The 17,244-nt window shown below is 59.8% G+C and carries 15 protein-coding genes; 11 read left to right on the plus strand and 4 right to left on the minus strand.

The features are described 5' to 3' along the window. Nucleotides 1-34 precede the first annotated feature (34 nt). Nucleotides 35-1,963, minus strand: coding sequence for a transglycosylase SLT domain-containing protein (locus tag JKA62_RS27320; protein ID WP_041475375.1), 1,929 nt, complete (start codon nt 1,961-1,963; stop codon nt 35-37). Between the two features lie 215 nt (nt 1,964-2,178). Here JKA62_RS27320 and JKA62_RS27325 point away from each other — a divergent pair, with 215 nt between their 5' ends. Continuing rightward, complete coding sequence (locus JKA62_RS27325; RefSeq protein ID WP_011335198.1) at nt 2,179-4,101, plus strand: ATP-binding cassette domain-containing protein; 1,923 nt, start codon at nt 2,179-2,181, stop codon at nt 4,099-4,101. Between the two features lie 75 nt (nt 4,102-4,176). On the opposite strand, the gene JKA62_RS27330 is transcribed toward JKA62_RS27325, so the two are convergent. After that, on the minus strand, nt 4,177-4,614 hold the full coding sequence (locus tag JKA62_RS27330) for a universal stress protein (RefSeq protein ID WP_011335197.1): 438 nt from the start codon (nt 4,612-4,614) through the stop codon (nt 4,177-4,179). A 103-nt stretch (nt 4,615-4,717) separates the two neighbouring features. On the opposite strand from JKA62_RS27330, the gene JKA62_RS27335 reads away from it, so the two are divergent. The 7 genes from JKA62_RS27335 (at nt 4,718) to JKA62_RS27365 (ending at nt 13,166) form a co-directional block, all read left to right on the plus strand. After that, nucleotides 4,718-5,155: a hypothetical protein gene (locus tag JKA62_RS27335; RefSeq protein WP_011335196.1), complete on the plus strand. Its 438-nt coding sequence runs from the start codon at nt 4,718-4,720 to the stop codon at nt 5,153-5,155. Between the two features lie 541 nt (nt 5,156-5,696). Further along, complete coding sequence (gene fadB, locus JKA62_RS27340; protein ID WP_007953061.1) at nt 5,697-7,844, plus strand: fatty acid oxidation complex subunit alpha FadB; 2,148 nt, start codon at nt 5,697-5,699, stop codon at nt 7,842-7,844. Nucleotides 7,845-7,873: 29 nt separating this feature from the next. Then, the gene (gene fadA / locus JKA62_RS27345) at nt 7,874-9,049 is read left to right on the plus strand and encodes an acetyl-CoA C-acyltransferase FadA (RefSeq protein WP_007953060.1); all 1,176 of its coding nucleotides are present in this window, start codon (nt 7,874-7,876) and stop codon (nt 9,047-9,049) included. 99 nt (nt 9,050-9,148) lie between these two features. After that, entirely contained in the window at nt 9,149-9,385 is a 237-nt protein-coding gene (locus tag JKA62_RS27350; protein WP_007953059.1) for a DUF1653 domain-containing protein, read from the plus strand. Between the two features lie 114 nt (nt 9,386-9,499). Then, on the plus strand, nt 9,500-12,130 hold the full coding sequence (topA, locus tag JKA62_RS27355; RefSeq protein ID WP_007953057.1) for a type I DNA topoisomerase: 2,631 nt from the start codon (nt 9,500-9,502) through the stop codon (nt 12,128-12,130). Nucleotides 12,131-12,301: 171 nt separating this feature from the next. Further along, entirely contained in the window at nt 12,302-12,826 is a 525-nt protein-coding gene (locus JKA62_RS27360; protein WP_011335194.1) for a DUF6586 family protein, read from the plus strand. 106 nt (nt 12,827-12,932) lie between these two features. Continuing rightward, a complete protein-coding gene (locus tag JKA62_RS27365) occupies nt 12,933-13,166 on the plus strand; it encodes a hypothetical protein (RefSeq protein WP_007953047.1) in 234 nt (77 codons plus the stop codon). A gap of 86 nt (nt 13,167-13,252) precedes the next feature. Here the strand turns inward: JKA62_RS27365 and sulA are convergent, their stop codons facing one another. Both sulA and lexA read right to left on the minus strand, forming a co-directional pair. Continuing rightward, a complete protein-coding gene (gene sulA, locus JKA62_RS27370) occupies nt 13,253-13,726 on the minus strand; it encodes an SOS-induced cell division inhibitor SulA (RefSeq protein ID WP_011335193.1) in 474 nt (157 codons plus the stop codon). 10 nt (nt 13,727-13,736) lie between these two features. Further along, on the minus strand, nt 13,737-14,345 hold the full coding sequence (gene lexA, locus JKA62_RS27375) for a transcriptional repressor LexA (RefSeq protein ID WP_007953044.1): 609 nt from the start codon (nt 14,343-14,345) through the stop codon (nt 13,737-13,739). A 230-nt stretch (nt 14,346-14,575) separates the two neighbouring features. Here lexA and JKA62_RS27380 point away from each other — a divergent pair, with 230 nt between their 5' ends. The 3 genes from JKA62_RS27380 (at nt 14,576) to JKA62_RS27390 (ending at nt 17,202) form a co-directional block, all read left to right on the plus strand. Then, the gene (locus JKA62_RS27380; RefSeq protein ID WP_011335192.1) at nt 14,576-15,283 is read left to right on the plus strand and encodes a TetR/AcrR family transcriptional regulator; all 708 of its coding nucleotides are present in this window, start codon (nt 14,576-14,578) and stop codon (nt 15,281-15,283) included. 170 nt (nt 15,284-15,453) lie between these two features. Further along, nucleotides 15,454-16,452, plus strand: coding sequence for a beta-N-acetylhexosaminidase (gene nagZ, locus JKA62_RS27385; protein ID WP_181457897.1), 999 nt, complete (start codon nt 15,454-15,456; stop codon nt 16,450-16,452). 12 nt (nt 16,453-16,464) lie between these two features. Then, nucleotides 16,465-17,202: an S-methyl-5'-thioinosine phosphorylase gene (locus JKA62_RS27390; protein ID WP_011335190.1), complete on the plus strand. Its 738-nt coding sequence runs from the start codon at nt 16,465-16,467 to the stop codon at nt 17,200-17,202. The last annotated feature ends 42 nt before the right edge of the window (nt 17,203-17,244 follow it).

Consider the following 17,244-nt stretch of genomic DNA (forward strand, 5'->3'; position numbering starts at 1 on the left):
GTTTACGTCGATCTATCGGCGAAACACGCCCCGATCACTGATCGTCGAAATACCGCTCATGCCAATCCACCAGCGGTTGCGGCGAATTGAGTTTCTGGCCGTAGATCACCGAGTAGGACAGCACGTTCTGCACGTACTGGCGGGTTTCGTCGAACGGGATGCTTTCCACCCACACGTCGAAGCTCAGATGGTCGGCGCCACGCAGCCACTGGCGCACGCGGCCGGGGCCGGCGTTGTAGGCGGCGGAGGCGAGCACGCGGTTGCCGTTGAACTGGCTGTGCACCTGGCTCAGGTAAGCGGCGCCGAGCTGGATGTTTTTATCCGGATCCAGCACCTGCTGTGGCGAGGCCAGCGGAATGCTGAACTTGCGCGCGGTTTCCTTGGCGGTGCCGGGCATCAGTTGCATCAGGCCGCTGGCGCCGACGCTGGAACGGGCGTCGTCCATGAATGCACTTTCCTGACGGGTGATGGCGAACACCCAGCTCGAATGCAGGCCGCGCACCTTGGCTTCGCGCACCAGAGTGTCGCGGTGGGCCATCGGGAAACGGATGTCCAGATCATCCCAGTACTGCGCCTGACTGATGGTGCGGATGGCCGGGAAGTACCATCTCAGGTCGTAGGCCAGTTTCGCCTGGGCGACCATTTCGTCGCGGCTGAAATGCCGGCTGACGTGATACCACTCGCGGCGGCCATCGACGATCTGCCCACGGGCGTGGAACTCCAGCGCACGACGCACGCCCGGGGTGTTGCGCACCTTGTTGATCAGCGCCTGACTGAGCACCAGCGGCTTGTTGTTCAGCGAGTACGGCGATTGCGAGCGGTCGGCGGCGAGGAAGCCGTAGAAATCCCGTTCCCGCGACAGATTCTTGTACAGCGTCTGCGCTTCCGGGTTTTGCGGTTGCGCCAGTTCCAGGCTGCGGGCCTGCCAGTAGCGCCAGCGGTTGGTAGTGGCCAGATCCTGCGGGAGACGGCGGGTCAGTTGGTAGGCGTCGTCCCAGCGCGCCAGACGCAGCAGCAGCCGCAGGCGCCATTCGGACACGGTGTTGTCGCGCAGTTCCGGGTCGTACTTGGTCATCACGTCCAGCGCGCGGCTGTCGAAGCGCCGGGCGAGGGTCAGGCCGATTTCCCGGGCGATCGCGACTTTTTCATCGCGGGAGAAATGCATGCTGCTGGCATAACCGTCGAGCAGGGCCATGGCCTTGTCCGGGTCCTGACGCGCGAGGCGGCGCAGGCCGAGGCTGACCACGTCCGACATCGGTTCATCGGCCGGCATGAACCGCGAAGGCTGATTGAGCAGTTCCGGTTTCTGCGCCACGTCCACCAGCAGGCGGCCGCGCGGGGCGAGGGTGGTCAGGCCGTTGACCAGGCTGTTGGCCAGCGGATAGTTGCGGTGTTGGGCGGCGAGTTTGGCGCGCTCCCAGCGTTTCTGTTCGGTCAACTGACCTTCGGCGGCCCACATGCCAAACAGCGCATCACAGGCGGCAGGCTGGGATTTGCCGGTCAGCCAGAGCTTCTCGGCGTTGGCGTAGCCCTCGGCCTTCTTGTTGTGGCTGATCTGGTATTGCGCGTGGAGGCAGTCAAGTTCAGTGAAATTCAGTTTCGGGTCGTAATACTTGACGAACGTCGCCCAATCGCCGCGATCGGCCAGCCAGCGCAGCCAGCGCAATTTCATCCAGTTGGCCTGCGGCAGGTCACCGTGCTCGGCGAGGAATTTCTCGATCTCCGCGTTGCTGGCGGTTTTCAGCCGCGCAGTCAGCTCGTCGTAGGCGAGGTACGGCTCCAGCGGATAATCGGCGAGAGCCTGGCTGTAACGGAAATACGGGCCGCTGTCGCCCTTGGCCAGGGCGCGCTTGGCTTCATCGTAATACTGGCGTTGGGTGGACAGGTCCACCGCCTGAGCGGATTGAACGGCAGCGGCGGAAAGCAGCAAACATGACAAAACACTGAAGAGGCGACTGCGCATGAGACATCCGGGCAGAGAAATCATGACAAGTGCCGGCTCAAAACCCGCACTGAATTGCCTGTAGCTTAGCCTTTTGCCAGCAAGGGGCGAAAGCTTTGCCGGCCTTGCAGCACAAGTTCGCAACAATTGTTGTGCAGAGTGCGTCAGCGGCGAAATTGCCGGCCTGTTCGGGCCCCGATTCAGGTAGAATGCGCGCCCGGTTTTTGGAGAAGCTCATGACCCTGCTCAAATTCAGCGATGTGTCCCTTGCATTCGGCGCGATGCCGTTGTTGGACAAGGTGTCCTGGCAGATCGCCCGTGGTGAGCGGGTGTGCATCATCGGCCGCAACGGCACTGGCAAATCCAGCATGATGAAACTGGTCAAGGGCGACCAGAAGCCTGATGACGGCTCGGTGTGGCGTGCCCCCGGTCTGAAAATCGGTGAATTGCCGCAGGAATTGCCTGTGGCCGACGAGCGGACAGTGTTCGACGTGGTTGCCGAAGGACTCGACGGCGTTGGCGCTTTGCTCGCCGAATACCATCACCTGAGCCAGAACATCGTCACCGATGCCGATCTGGACAAGCTGATGCATGTTCAGCACGACCTCGAAGCCCGCGATGGCTGGCGCTTGCAGACTTTGGTCGACAGCACCCTGAGTCGTCTGCAATTGCCGGCCGACAAGACCCTCGCCGAACTGTCCGGCGGCTGGCGTCGTCGCGTGCTGCTGGCGCAGGCGCTGGTGTCCGAGCCGGATCTGCTGCTGCTCGACGAGCCGACCAACCACCTGGACATCGGTGCGATTGCCTGGCTTGAAGAAGCGCTGAAGGATTTCCAGGGCGCCGTGCTGTTCATCACGCACGACCGTTCTTTCCTGCAAAACCTCGCCACCCGCATCCTTGAACTGGATCGCGGCGGCCTGATCGACTGGAACGGCGACTACGCCAGTTTCCTCGTCCATAAAGAAGCCGCACTGGCCGCCGAAGAAACCGCCAACGCGCTGTTCGACAAGCGTCTGGCCCAGGAAGAAGTGTGGATTCGTCAGGGCATCAAGGCCCGTCGCACCCGTAACGAAGGCCGCGTGCGTGCTCTGAAAGCCCTGCGCGTGGAGCGCAGTGAGCGTCGCGAGCGCACCGGCAAGGCCAACATCCAGCTGGAAACAGCGGAGAAGTCCGGCAAGCAGGTGATGGTGCTGGATAACGTGAGCTTCGCGCATCCGGGCGGTCCGTTCCTGATTCGCGATTTCTCCATGGTGCTGCAGCGCGGCGACCGGATCGGTCTGCTCGGCGCCAACGGTACCGGCAAAACCACTTTGCTGAAACTGATGCTCAGCGGTCTGCAACCGACCAGCGGCAAAGTGGAAGAGGGCACCAAGATCGACGTGGCCTACTTCGACCAGTTGCGCCATCAGCTGGATCTGGAAAAAACCGTGATCGACAACGTCGCCGAAGGTCGTGACTTCATCGATATCGACGGCCAGAGCCGCCACGTACTGAGCTACCTCGGCGACTTCCTGTTCAGCCCGCAGCGTGCCCGCACGCCGGTGAAGGCGTTGTCCGGTGGTGAGCGTGCACGTTTGCTGCTGGCCAAGCTGTTCAGCAAGCCTGCAAACCTGCTGGTACTCGACGAACCGACCAACGACCTCGACGTGGAAACCCTCGAGCTGCTCGAAGAAGTGCTGCTGACCTTCAACGGCACGGTGCTGATGGTCAGCCACGACCGGGCATTCCTCGACAACGTGGTTACCAGCACCTTGGTCTTCGAAGGTGAAGGCAAGGTTCGCGAATACGTCGGCGGCTATCAGGACTGGATCCGTCAGGGTGGTTCGCCGCGTCTGCTGGGCGTGACTGAAAGCAAATCCGGCAAGGCCGATCTGAATTCGGCGGTGGTGACTGCCGAACCGGCTCCGGTTGCCGCGCCGGTTGCTGCGGCCCCGGCTGCGAAGAAGAAACTGAGCTACAAGCTTCAGCGTGAGCTGGAAGCGTTGCCGGGCGACATCGACGCGAAGGAGCAGCAGATTGCTGCTGTCGAGGCTGAAATGGCCGAGGCCGGCTTCTATCAGCGTCCGCCGGCCGAGACGGCCAAGGTGATTGCTTCTCTGGAGCAGTTGCAGGCCGAGCTGGATGCGCTGGTGGAGCGTTGGGCTGAGCTGGACGCCTGATTGTTTCAAGGCATGAAAAAGCCCGGCATCCAGTAATGGGTGCCGGGCTTTTCAGCTTTTCACAAGCGAGTGGGATCAGCGTTTGACCAGGTGCACCGCCAGCACATCGCAAGGCGCGCCGTGCAGGACATCGTTGGCGGTCGAGCCCAATAGCAGCGCCAAACCGTGTCGGCCATGGCTGCCGACCACGATCAGGTCGCACTGCTGTTCCTTGGCGAAATGGTGGATTTCCTGACGCGGCTGGCCGTAGGTCAGGTGGCAGTTGGCGCCTTCGAGTTCGGTGTATTTGTGCTTCAGGCGTTCGAGGCGTTCCTTGGCCTGATCGAACTGCTGTTGTTGCAGTTGTGACAGATCCATCGGCACGTCACCGCCGAAGGCCATGGCCATCGGTTCGACGATATGCACCAGCGACAGCTTGGCGCCATTGCTCACCGACAGCTCTCGGGCGCGGTGGATCACAGGGTCGCACTCTTCGGTCAGATCTACGGCGACCAGGATATGGTGGTAGGGCATGAGGTGCTCCTCGTGAGGGATCAATATTGTTAAGTATGGCTGGTTTCAAGCGCATTGGTTCCAAAGTGACGCAATGGGCTCATGACAAAACGGGAGTAGAGATATGACGGTCTGGCTGGTGGTGTCAATCCTGCTGGTAGTGTTGAGTCCGCTGGCGTGGTTGCGTCCGTCCCGTGCCCAGAGTGGCCGGATAGCCTTGCGCACGGAGGCACGGCGCATCGGGCTGGCCATGCAACTGGCGCCTCAGGAATGGCCGCACTGGCTGAGCCAGGAGCCGCCAAACCCGTGCGCGCAATACCATCGGCCACGCCGTGGAAAGCAGCCGGCGTGCTGGACGTATTGGCAGAAATCCCCGGGGGTTTGGGTGAATCAGTGGCAGGAAGTCTGTGAGGATCCGCTGCTGCTCAATCATTTCGAAAAATTGCCGGGCAACGTTTTCAAGGTCGAGGCGGACAAGCAGATGATCGCGCTCTATTGGGGTGAGAAGGGTGACGCTTCGGTTTTGCTGGAAATTGATGCCACGCTGAAAGCGCTGGCATGACTCCCGGACTTTTCGCGCTGCAACGGTGCGAAACGTCCGGCAGACGCGCAATAAAAAGCCCGACATGATTCATCGGGCGGGGTTGGCCAGGCAGGCCGGAAATTCTTTTTTTGCGTTGGCCCGGAGTCATCCGGTCAGCAAACGTGCGCCTGTTTTCCTTCGTAGTCCAGCCAGCGTAGCCTGTTAAACAAGGCTTGCGGTGAATTAGGGCGACTTTTCTAACTATTAATCTTATGAATACCCTCACATGCAAGCGTGGGTGGCCGGGCTGCGTCCTACAGAAATGACCGCAAAGTCGCATTTCAACCCGTATTTAGGGCGATTGACAATTGTCGGAAATTCCGTGAAGGTGGCGTACCCAAATCAAACGGGCGTATGAATTGAGCGTTTGTATTGCAGACTGCTCCTACAGAATCCCGACTATCGCGTTGGCGGGTGTGCCGGGTGGATGGGTGTCAGCATCGACGAAAAAGCGTCCTGCCGAGCCATTTGCCTGCGTCCGACGTGTACTGTTCAGCTTCCATATCGTGGAGATCAGTTGATGATTTACGAAGGTAAAGCCATCACGGTTAAAGCTCTTGAAAGTGGCATCGTCGAATTGAAATTCGACCTCAAGGGTGAGTCCGTCAACAAGTTCAACCGTCTTACCCTGAACGAACTGCGTCAGGCCGTAGACACCATCAAGGCAGATGCTTCGATCAAGGGCGTGATCGTCAGCAGTGGCAAGGACGTTTTCATCGTCGGCGCCGACATCACCGAATTTGTCGACAACTTCAAGCTGCCGGATGCCGAGCTGGTTGCTGGCAATCTCGAAGCCAACAAGATCTTCAGCGATTTCGAAGACCTCAACGTTCCGACCGTCGCCGCGATCAATGGCATCGCTTTGGGCGGGGGGCTGGAAATGTGCCTGGCAGCGGACTACCGCGTCATGTCGACCAAGGCCAAGATCGGTCTGCCGGAAGTCAAGCTGGGCATCTACCCTGGCTTCGGTGGCACCGTGCGTCTGCCGCGCCTGATCGGTGCCGACAACGCCATCGAGTGGATTGCCGCCGGCAAGGAAAACCGTCCTGAAGACGCGCTGAAAGTCGGCGCCGTCGATGCCGTGGTTGCCCCTGAAAAACTGCAGGATGCCGCCCTTGAGCTGATCAAGCGCGCCGTCTCCGGCGAGTTCGATTACAAGGCCAAGCGTCAGCCTAAGCTGGAAAAGCTCAAGCTGAACGCCATTGAACAAATGATGGCTTTCGAAACCGCCAAAGGTTTCGTGGCTGGCCAGGCTGGCCCGAACTACCCGGCCCCGGTCGAAGCGATCAAGACCATCCAGAAAGCCGCGAACTTCGGTCGTGACAAGGCGCTGGAAGTCGAAGCCGCAGGTTTCGTGAAACTGGCCAAGACCTCTGCCGCGCAGAGCTTGATCGGTCTGTTCCTGAACGATCAGGAACTGAAGAAAAAGGCCAAGGCCTACGACGAAATCGCCAAGGACGTGAAGCAGGCCGCCGTACTGGGCGCCGGCATCATGGGTGGCGGTATCGCCTATCAGTCGGCTTCCAAAGGTACGCCGATCCTGATGAAGGACATCAACGAGCACGGCATCGAGCAAGGTCTGGCTGAAGCCGCCAAGCTGCTGGTCGGTCGCGTTGATAAAGGCCGCATGACCGCCGCGAAAATGGCTGAAGTGCTCAACGGCATTCGTCCGACCCTGTCCTACGGTGATTTCGGTCACGTCGACCTGGTCGTTGAAGCCGTGGTCGAGAATCCGAAGGTCAAGCAAGCCGTTCTGGCGGAAGTCGAAGACAAGGTCAAAGAGGACACCATCCTCGCGTCCAACACTTCGACCATTTCCATCAGCCTGCTGGCCAAGGCCCTCAAGCGTCCGGAAAACTTCGTCGGCATGCACTTCTTCAACCCGGTGCACATGATGCCGCTGGTGGAAGTGATCCGTGGCGAGAAGTCCAGCGAGCTGGCCATCGCCACCACCGTTGCCTACGCCAAGAAAATGGGCAAGAACCCGATCGTCGTCAACGACTGCCCGGGCTTCCTGGTCAACCGCGTACTGTTCCCGTACTTCGGCGGTTTCGCCAAACTGGTCAGTGCCGGTGTGGACTTCGTCCGTATCGACAAGATCATGGAAAAATTCGGCTGGCCGATGGGCCCGGCGTACCTGATGGACGTGGTCGGCATCGACACCGGTCACCACGGTCGTGACGTGATGGCTGAAGGCTTCCCGGACCGCATGAAGGACGACCGTCGTTCGGCCATCGACGTGCTTTACGAAGCCAAGCGTCTCGGTCAGAAGAACGGCAAGGGCTTCTATGCCTACGAGGCCGACAAGAAGGGCAAGCAGAAGAAAGTCGCCGATCCGTCGGTACTGGAAGTGCTCAAGCCGATCGTCTACGAGCAGCGCGAAGTCACTGACGAGGACATCATCAACTGGATGATGATCCCGCTGTGCCTGGAAACCGTGCGTTGCCTGGAAGACGGCATCGTCGAAACCGCCGCCGAAGCCGACATGGGTCTGGTCTACGGTATTGGTTTCCCTCCATTCCGTGGCGGTGCGCTGCGCTACATCGACTCGATCGGTGTTGCCGAGTTCGTTGCCCTGGCCGACCAGTACGCTGATTTGGGCGCGCTGTACCACCCGACCGCGAAGCTGCGTGAAATGGCCAAAAACGGCCAGAGCTTCTTCGGTTAAGCGCCCCCAACTAGAGTGAGAGTGAACTTATGAGCTTGAATCCTAGAGACGTCGTGATTGTCGACTTCGGTCGTACTCCGATGGGCCGCTCCAAGGGCGGCATGCACCGCAACACCCGCGCCGAAGACATGTCGGCACACCTGATCAGCAAACTGCTGGAACGCAACACCAAGGTCGATCCTGCCGAAGTCGAGGACGTGATCTGGGGCTGTGTGAACCAGACCCTGGAACAAGGCTGGAACATCGCGCGCATGGCGTCGCTGATGACCCAGATCCCGCACACCTCGGCCGGCCAGACTGTCAGCCGTCTGTGCGGCTCGTCGATGAGCGCGCTGCACACTGCTGCGCAAGCGATCATGACCGGCAACGGTGACGTGTTCGTGGTTGGCGGCGTCGAGCATATGGGTCACGTAAGCATGATGCACGGTGTCGATCCGAACCCGCACATGTCTCTGTACGCGGCGAAAGCCTCAGGCATGATGGGCCTGACCGCTGAAATGCTGGGCAAAATGCACGGCATCACTCGCGAACAGCAGGACGCCTTTGGCGTGCGTTCCCACCAGTTGGCCCACAAGGCGACTGTGGAAGGCAAGTTCAAGGACGAAATCATCCCGATGCAGGGTTACGACGAGAACGGTTTCCTGAAAACCTTCGACTACGACGAAACCATTCGTCCGGAAACCACCCTGGAAAGTCTGGCGGCTCTGAAGCCGGCGTTCAATCCAAAGGGCGGCACCGTGACCGCCGGTACTTCGTCGCAGATCACCGATGGTGCTTCGTGCATGATCGTGATGTCGGCGCAGCGTGCACAGGACCTGGGTATCCAGCCTCTGGCCGTGATTCGCTCGATGGCGGTAGCGGGTGTGGACCCGGCCATCATGGGCTATGGTCCGGTACCGGCTACTCAGAAAGCACTGAAACGTGCCGGCCTGGGTATCAACGATATCGACTTCTTCGAGCTCAATGAAGCGTTCGCCGCACAGGCCCTGCCAGTGCTGAAAGACCTGAAAGTGCTCGACAAGATGAATGAGAAGGTTAACCTGCACGGCGGCGCGATCGCCCTGGGTCACCCGTTCGGTTGCTCCGGTGCCCGTATTTCCGGCACTTTGCTGAACGTGATGAAGCAGAATGGCGGCACCTTCGGGGTGGCCACCATGTGCATTGGTCTCGGCCAAGGCATCTCCACCGTCTTCGAACGCGTTTAAGCGTCTCGTCGATGGAAGCCGGGGCCAAGTGCCCCGGTTTTTGTTTTTGCGGATTTATTTTTGTTTTTATTTTGAAAAAATTTGAGTGAGGGCCGAAGCATGCCGATACAACCTGGGCTCTACCAACATTACAAAGGTCCGCAGTACCGCGTATTCAGTGTCGCGCGGCATTCCGAGACCGAAGAAGAAGTGGTCTTTTACCAAGCCCTGTATGGTGATTACGGCTTTTGGGTACGTCCCTTGAGCATGTTCCTGGAGTCCGTCGAGGTTGACGGGGAGCAGGTCCCACGCTTTGCTTTGGTGCAAGCCGAACCGAGCCTTTTTTCGAAGCCGTAAGGCGAGTGTGCGCAAAACCCTGCGCTTGACCTCACCTTGTAGCCACTATATATAGCGGTGCCGCGTCAGGCGCCAACCGCCTTTCACTTCTAGAATTCAGGAATTTTCTGATCCATGGGCAAATCGCTGGTCATTGTGGAATCCCCGGCTAAGGCCAAGACCATCAACAAGTATCTGGGTAACCAATACGTGGTGAAGTCGAGTATCGGCCATATCCGAGACCTGCCCACCAGCGGTTCGGCTAGCGCCAGCAAGGAGCCTGCCGCCAAGCGCGGCAAGGCTGCTGCGGGCGAAGCGCCAGCGCTGTCGCCGAAAGAGAAGGCGCGCAAGCAGCTGGTCTCGCGCATGGGTGTCGATCCCGAGCACGGCTGGAAAGCCAAGTACGAGATCCTCCCAGGCAAGGAAAAGGTCATCGAAGAGCTGCGCCGGCTCGCCAAGGATGCTGACACCATCTATCTCGCAACCGACTTGGATCGCGAGGGGGAAGCCATTGCCTGGCACCTGCGCGAAGCCATCGGTGGTGACGACAGCCGCTACAAGCGCGTGGTGTTCAACGAAATCACCAAGAAGGCGATTCAGGAAGCCTTCTCGGAGCCGGGCGAACTCGACATCGATCGAGTGAACGCGCAGCAGGCCCGTCGTTTCCTCGACCGCGTTGTCGGCTACATGGTTTCGCCGCTGCTGTGGGCGAAGATCGCCCGTGGCCTGTCCGCCGGTCGCGTGCAATCGGTTGCCGTGAAGCTGGTGGTGGAGCGTGAGCGCGAGATCCGTGCGTTCAACCCGGAAGAGTACTGGGAAGTGCACGCCGACCTCGGCACCGCCAAAGGCTCGACCGTGCGTTTCGAAGTCGCTCGCGAGAAAGGCGAAGCGTTCAAGCCGCTGAACGAAGCGCAGGCCACGGCCGCGCTGGAGAAGCTCAAGTCCTCCAGCTACAGCATCGTCAAGCGTGAAGACAAACCGACCAGCAGCAAGCCGTCGGCACCGTTCATCACCTCCACACTGCAACAGGCCGCGAGCAACCGCCTGGGCTTCGGTGTGAAGAAAACCATGATGATGGCCCAGCGTCTGTACGAAGCCGGCTACATCACCTATATGCGTACCGACTCGACCAACCTCTCGGCTGATGCCGTAGCGATGGCGCGCGATTACATCGAAACCGAGTTCGGCAAGAAGTACCTGCCGGAGTCGCCGAACGTTTACAGCAGCAAGGAAGGCGCACAAGAGGCTCACGAAGCGATTCGTCCTTCCGACGCCAACACCACGCCAGCCAAGCTGGCCGGCATGGAGCGCGACGCTGAGCGCCTCTACGAGCTGATCTGGCGCCAGTTCCTGGCTTGCCAGATGCTGCCGGCGCAATACCTGTCGACCACCGTCAGCGTCGCTGCTGGCGACTTCGAGCTGCGCGCCAAGGGCCGCATCCTGAAGTTCGACGGTTACACCCGCGTGCTGCCGCAAATCACCAAGCCTGGCGACGATGACGTTCTGCCGGACATGGCGCAGGGCGACGTGATGAAGCTTATAAAGCTCGATCCGTCCCAGCACTTCACCAAGCCGCCGGCCCGTTATTCGGAAGCCAGCCTGGTGAAGGAAATGGAAAAGCGCGGCATCGGTCGTCCTTCGACCTACGCAGCGATCATCTCGACCATTCAGGATCGCGGCTACGTGACCCTGCACAATCGTCGTTTCTATTCGGAAAAGATGGGCGACATCGTTACCGAGCGTCTGTCGGAAAGCTTCTCGAATCTCATGGACTACGGCTTCACCGCCGGCATGGAAGAGAACCTCGATGACGTGGCCCAAGGCGAGCGCGACTGGAAAAACGTGCTGGACGAGTTCTACGGCGACTTCAAGAAAAAACTCGAAGTGGCTGAAAACCCAGAAGCTGGCATGCGTGCCAACCAGCCGGTGATGACCGACATTCCGTGCACCACTTGCGGCCGTCCAATGCAGATCCGTACTGCATCGACCGGCGTGTTCCTCGGCTGCTCCGGCTACAGCCTGCCGCCGAAAGAGCGCTGCAAGGCCACCGTCAACCTGGTGCCGGGCGATGAAATCGCGGCGGACGACGAGGGCGAGTCGGAATCCCTGGTACTGCGCGGCAAGCATCGCTGCCCGATCTGCAGCACGGCGATGGACGCTTACCTGCTCGACGAGAAGCGCAAGCTGCACATCTGCGGTAACAACCCGGATTGCGCCGGCTACGAGATCGAAGAGGGCAGCTACCGCATCAAGGGCTACGAAGGCCCGAGCCTGGAATGCGACAAGTGCGGCAGCGAGATGCAGCTCAAGACCGGCCGTTTCGGCAAGTTCTTCGGTTGCACCAATCCGACGTGCAAGAACACTCGCAAACTGCTGAAGAGCGGTGACGCGGCACCGCCGAAGATGGATCCGGTGAAGATGCCTGAGCTGAAATGCGAAAAGGTCAACGACACCTACATTCTGCGTGACGGTGCTTCCGGCCTGTTCCTGGCGGCTAGCCAGTTCCCGAAAAACCGCGAGACCCGTGCTCCGCTGGTGATTGAGATTCTGCCGCACAAGGATGAGATCGATCCGAAGTATCACTTCCTGTGCGAAGCGCCGCAGAAGGATCCGGATGGTCTGCCAGCCGTGATCCGCTACAGCCGCAAGACCAAGGAGCAATACGTTCAGACCGAAGTCGACGGCAAGCCGACTGGCTGGAAAGCATTCTTTGACGGTGGCAAATGGACGGTTGAAGACAAGCGTCCGGCGAAAGCCAAGGCTTGAGCAATCGCTGATCTGAAGGTGTCCTGACTGGGCATCTTCAATACAAAAGGCCGCATGACAACCTTCGGGTTTTCATGCGGCCTTTTTGTTTAATGCTTGCGGTTGGATTGGCTGATCCATGACACTGTCCGGCCTGTGTGAAGCAATTATTTCGTTGTGGAGAGTGCCAACATGGCCCACGAACTCTATACCCGTACCAATCAGAAGATCTATTTCGCGGGTTTGTCGCTGGAAGCGCTGGCCAGGGCCGAAGAGGGGCGGGCGATGAACTCGCTGGCGCTGATTCAGGCCGGGCGCGAATCCGCACTGTTTCATCTCTACGGTGCGTTGTTGGGGCTGTGTCATGAAATCGCCGGCTTCTATCGTCTGCCGCAAGCCAATGCGTCGCGGGCGGAAGTCTTGCTGACCCGCGAAGTGCTGGAGTCGATTGCCATTCCTGAGCTGGCGGAGATGATCGAGCTGGCAGGTAATCCGGAGACCTGGCTGTCCAAATTGCTGGCTGCGCACTCGGCGCTGTTTCAGCCGCCACGGGTGCCACACAAGCCGAAGGGTGATGTGACGCAGCCGTTGATTCAGGCGGTGAATCTGGATGAAGAAGAGGCGGTTGAAGAGCTGAGCCGCGAAGAGCTCGAGATCTGGCGGCAGAACCTCAAGGGGCTGGCGATCCGTTTCCGTGAAGGCTTGAACGAGTGCTGAGGAGCTGTGGACTGGCGGCGACGAGAGGCGTGCTGCTGGTCAAGATCCCGAGCGAAGCCTGAATGATGTCTATATAATCCCTGCCTTTCGTGGAGAACAGACCTATATGCCAACGTCCTTTCTAGAAATTGTCGAGCTACCAGACGGCCGAATCGAACTGCGCAGGGCCGAGGACGAGGGTTCTCTGGTGACTCTGGATTTCTCCGAGGATGCCAAGGCGTTTCTGCAGGGCCAGCACGTTGAAATTGCCAAAGCGATGTTGAGCGTCGGCGTGCAAATGGCGGGGCGTATGGTTGAAGGTGAATTCGATAAGGATGAGGGGCCGCGGGTTCTTCATTGATCCGCTGTCTGTCAGTTACTGCTCCAGATCGGCTTCTCTATCCCTGGAGAAGCCCTGCGCTTTATATGGCGCGCTTTGTTGCTGAATCACCCCAAACGAATGTTCAGGCTTTGAGCGTCCCCGGTGCGGGCGGCGCTGATCAGCTGTTGCCGTGACCCTGCGCTCAGTGGATTTAGCCACGTGACGACCGTGTGGCTGCGGCCCAGGCGTAATGCCTCACAGGCCAGTTGCTGCGTGCTTTGAGCGCCGCGCGGTTGCAACAGCAGGATGCGTTCTCGATTCAATCCAGCATCCCGCAACCAGGTCTGGGTCAGGCTTGCAGGCGGTGCAATCAGGGTCAGCCAGCGTGCGTCCTGATCTTCACTCAATTCGCGAAGAATCGGTGCCAGCAGGCTCAGGCAGTTCCCGGCCGCGCCGCGCAGTGACAGCTCGCTGAACGCTTCAGGTTCGGTATTCCACGGACGCTCGACGACATCCTTGAGGATGGGGGCGAGGGGTTGCGCCAGAAACGCTTCGAACAACGGCAATTGTGTTTGCTGAGGTGCGTGTGGGAACTGCATAAAGCCTCCTTTAGCGGCGGATAACGCCGACACTCAAGCCTTCGATCACCAGTTCCTGATCTTTCAGGTTGACTTCGATGGGGGCGAACTCGGGGTTTTCGGCAATCAGCCAGACTTTGCTGCCGTCACGCTTGAAGCGTTTGACGGTGACTTCGTCGCCGATCCGCGCAACCACGATCTGACCGTTGCGTGCCTCGCGAGTGGTATGAACCGCCAGCAGATCACCGTCGAAAATGCCGATGTCCTTCATGCTCATGCCATGAACGCGCAACAGGTAGTCGGCACGCGGATGAAAGAAGGCCGGGTTGATGTTGCAGGACTCTTCGATGTGTTGTTGGGCGAGAATCGGCGCGCCGGCAGCTACTCGACCGATGATCGGCAGGGTGGATTCGTCGACCTTGGCTTCAAAACCGGGGATCCGAATGCCGCGCGAGGCGCCGGGAGTCATCTCGATCGCGCCTTTGCGGGCGAGTGCCTTGAGGTGCTCTTCGGCCGCATTGGGCGACTTGAAACCCAGTTCCTGAGCGATTTCCGCACGGGTCGGCGGGTAGCCGTTGTCTTCGAGGCAACGTTTGATAAAGGCCAGAATCTCGGCTTGGCGTGGCGTCAGTTTAAGCATATTGATCGCTCTGTCTTTTTATACAGTGACTGGGATTATATACAGTGAAGCGGTCTTGGCAATGATCGTTTTTTGCCATGCCGCCGGACGGTCAGTGACGACGCCGATTAATGTGGCGTCCTTGTTGTGGTTAAATATCTGACCGACCATTCCCAAAACGAACTGGCAGGCTTGACAAGGCATAGGCTGAAACGTATGTTTCAAACAAGTGTTTGTCAGGCGGAGTAGCCATGGCCCAGTCGGAAACCGTTGAACGCATTCTTGATGCTGCAGAACAGCTGTTCGCGGAAAAAGGTTTCGCTGAAACCTCATTGCGTCTGATCACCAGCAAGGCAGGGGTCAACCTCGCTGCGGTGAACTATCACTTCGGCTCGAAGAAGGCGCTGATCCAGGCGGTTTTCTCGCGCTTCCTCGGTCCGTTCTGCATCAGTCTCGACAAAGAGCTGGAGCGCCGCCAGGCCAAGCCAGAGAACAAGCCTTCGCTCGAAGAGCTGCTGGAAATCCTCGTCGAGCAAGCGCTGGTGGTACAACCTCGCAGCGGCAACGATCTGTCGATCTTCATGCGCTTGCTCGGTCTGGCCTTCAGCCAGAGCCAGGGCCACCTGCGGCGTTATCTGGAAGACATGTACGGCAAGGTATTCCGTCGCTACATGTTGCTGGTGAACGAAGCTGCCCCGCGCATTCCTCCGATCGAACTGTTCTGGCGCGTGCACTTCATGCTCGGTGCCGCAGCATTCAGCATGTCGGGTATCAAGGCCTTGCGCGCGATTGCCGAGACCGATTTCGGTGTCAACACCTCCATCGAGCAGGTAATGCGTCTGATGGTGCCGTTCCTGGCAGCCGGCATGCGTGCCGAAACCGGTGTCACCGACACGGTAATGGCCACCGCGCAGTTGCGGCCACGCAGCAAATCCGCGCCGGCACCTGCCAAGGTTTAACCGTCCATGGGTGGGCGCGGCAGCTGACATCCGCTAAGCTAGCCGCCCATGTCGACTCTCGTTCTGAACCCGTTTCTCATTGAAATCACCGACCCGCCGGACAATGCCCCAGGCGGTGATTTTGTGGGCGACGGGTTTTTCGTTTTCAAGGAATCTCTATGACTGCTGGCCTGCAAGGCTCGTTGATGGTGGACGTCGCCGGTACCTGGCTGACGGCCGAAGATCGCCAATTGTTGCGCCAGCCCGAAGTGGGCGGCCTGATCATCTTTGCCCGCAACATCGAGCATCCGCGCCAGGTGCGCGAGCTGAGCGCGGCGATCCGTGCCATTCGTCCGGACTTGCTGCTGGCGGTGGATCAGGAGGGCGGCCGCGTCCAGCGCCTGCGTCAGGGCTTCGTCCGTTTGCCAGCCATGCGCGCCATCGCTGACAACCCGAACGCCGAGTATCTCGCCGAACAATGCGGCTGGATCATGGCCACCGAAGTGCTGGCGGTCGGCCTCGACCTGAGCTTCGCGCCGGTGCTGGATCTGGATTACCAGCGCAGTGCCGTCGTCGGCACCCGCTCGTTCGAAGGTGACCCGGAGCGCGCCGCGCTACTCGCCGGTGCGTTCATCAAAGGCATGAACAACGCCGGCATGGCCGCCACCGGCAAGCATTTCCCTGGCCACGGCTGGGCGGAAGCCGACTCCCACGTCGCAATCCCCAACGACGAGCGCAGCCTTGAAGAGATCCGCGCCAACGACCTCGTGCCGTTCGCCAGACTCAGCAAGCAACTGGCCGCCGTCATGCCCGCCCACGTCATTTACCCGCAAGTCGATGCACAGCCCGCCGGTTTCTCCCGGCGCTGGTTGCAGGACATCCTGCGCGGCGAGCTGCAGTTTGACGGCGTGATCTTCAGCGATGACCTGTCGATGGCCGGCGCGCATGTAGTGGGCGACGCCGCCAGTCGTATCGAAGCGGCTCTCAGCGCCGGTTGCGACATGGGCCTGGTGTGCAACGACCGCGCCGCCGCTGAACTGGCCCTGAGCGCTACGCAGCGCATGAAGGTCAAGCCGTCGCCGCGTATCGCACGCATGCGCGGTCAGGCATTCGCCAACACCGAATACCGTCAGGATCCGCGCTGGCTGACCGCTGTCGGTGCGCTCAAAGACGCTCAACTGATCGATTAAGGATTTTTCGCTATGACGGTTTACGCAATCATCGGCGGCACCGGCCTGACCCAGTTGGAAGGCCTGAGCATTCGTCAGTCGCTGGCGGTGGATACGCCCTATGGCGCGCCATCGGCCGAGGTTCAGATTGGTGAGTACGCCGGCAAGGAAGTGCTGTTCCTCGCTCGCCACGGTCATCCGCATCGCTTTCCGCCGCACAAGGTCAACTACCGCGCCAACCTGTGGGCGTTGAAGCAGGCCGGAGCCGAATCGATCATTGCGGTCAACGCCGTGGGCGGGATTCATCCTGCAATGGGCACCGGACATTTCTGCGTGCCGCATCAGGTCGTGGACTACACCAGCGGTCGCGAGCACACCTATTTCGCCGATGACCTGGAACATGTCACACACATCGACTTCAGCTTTCCCTACAGCGAACCGCTGCGTCAGCAATTGATTGCTGCGTTGGCCGCCGAAGGTTGCGAGTACAGCGATCAGGGCGTTTACGCCTGCACCCAAGGCCCGCGTCTGGAAACCGTGGCCGAGATCGTGCGCCTGGAGCGTGACGGTTGCGACATCGTCGGCATGACCGGCATGCCGGAAGCGGCGCTGGCCCGCGAGCTGGATCTGAATTACGCCTGCCTGTCGTTGGTGGTGAACCCGGCGGCGGGCAAGACCACTGAAGTGATCACCATGGCCGAGATCGAGCAGGCGCTGCATGACGGGATGGGCAAGGTGAAATCGACGTTGGCGCGGGTGCTCAAGGGCTGAGTCTGGCTCCGCAATGACGTGACTGAACAAGCGCTGAGAATC

Origin of the sequence: Pseudomonas sp. B7, assembly GCF_016735645.1 — a bacterium.
Classification (GTDB): Bacteria; Pseudomonadota; Gammaproteobacteria; order Pseudomonadales; family Pseudomonadaceae; genus Aquipseudomonas; species Aquipseudomonas glycinae.

Coding starts and splice junctions, on each gene's coding strand:
- JKA62_RS27320 (WP_041475375.1), bottom strand. CDS start 1,963: ATGCGCAGTCGCCTCTTCAGTGTTTTGTCATGTTTGCTGCTTTCCGCC.
- JKA62_RS27325 (WP_011335198.1), top strand. CDS start 2,179: ATGACCCTGCTCAAATTCAGCGATGTGTCCCTTGCATTCGGCGCGATG.
- JKA62_RS27330 (WP_011335197.1), bottom strand. CDS start 4,614: ATGCCCTACCACCATATCCTGGTCGCCGTAGATCTGACCGAAGAGTGC.
- JKA62_RS27335 (WP_011335196.1), top strand. CDS start 4,718: ATGACGGTCTGGCTGGTGGTGTCAATCCTGCTGGTAGTGTTGAGTCCG.
- fadB (WP_007953061.1), top strand. CDS start 5,697: ATGATTTACGAAGGTAAAGCCATCACGGTTAAAGCTCTTGAAAGTGGC.
- fadA (WP_007953060.1), top strand. CDS start 7,874: ATGAGCTTGAATCCTAGAGACGTCGTGATTGTCGACTTCGGTCGTACT.
- JKA62_RS27350 (WP_007953059.1), top strand. CDS start 9,149: ATGCCGATACAACCTGGGCTCTACCAACATTACAAAGGTCCGCAGTAC.
- topA (WP_007953057.1), top strand. CDS start 9,500: ATGGGCAAATCGCTGGTCATTGTGGAATCCCCGGCTAAGGCCAAGACC.
- JKA62_RS27360 (WP_011335194.1), top strand. CDS start 12,302: ATGGCCCACGAACTCTATACCCGTACCAATCAGAAGATCTATTTCGCG.
- JKA62_RS27365 (WP_007953047.1), top strand. CDS start 12,933: ATGCCAACGTCCTTTCTAGAAATTGTCGAGCTACCAGACGGCCGAATC.
- sulA (WP_011335193.1), bottom strand. CDS start 13,726: ATGCAGTTCCCACACGCACCTCAGCAAACACAATTGCCGTTGTTCGAA.
- lexA (WP_007953044.1), bottom strand. CDS start 14,345: ATGCTTAAACTGACGCCACGCCAAGCCGAGATTCTGGCCTTTATCAAA.
- JKA62_RS27380 (WP_011335192.1), top strand. CDS start 14,576: ATGGCCCAGTCGGAAACCGTTGAACGCATTCTTGATGCTGCAGAACAG.
- JKA62_RS27390 (WP_011335190.1), top strand. CDS start 16,465: ATGACGGTTTACGCAATCATCGGCGGCACCGGCCTGACCCAGTTGGAA.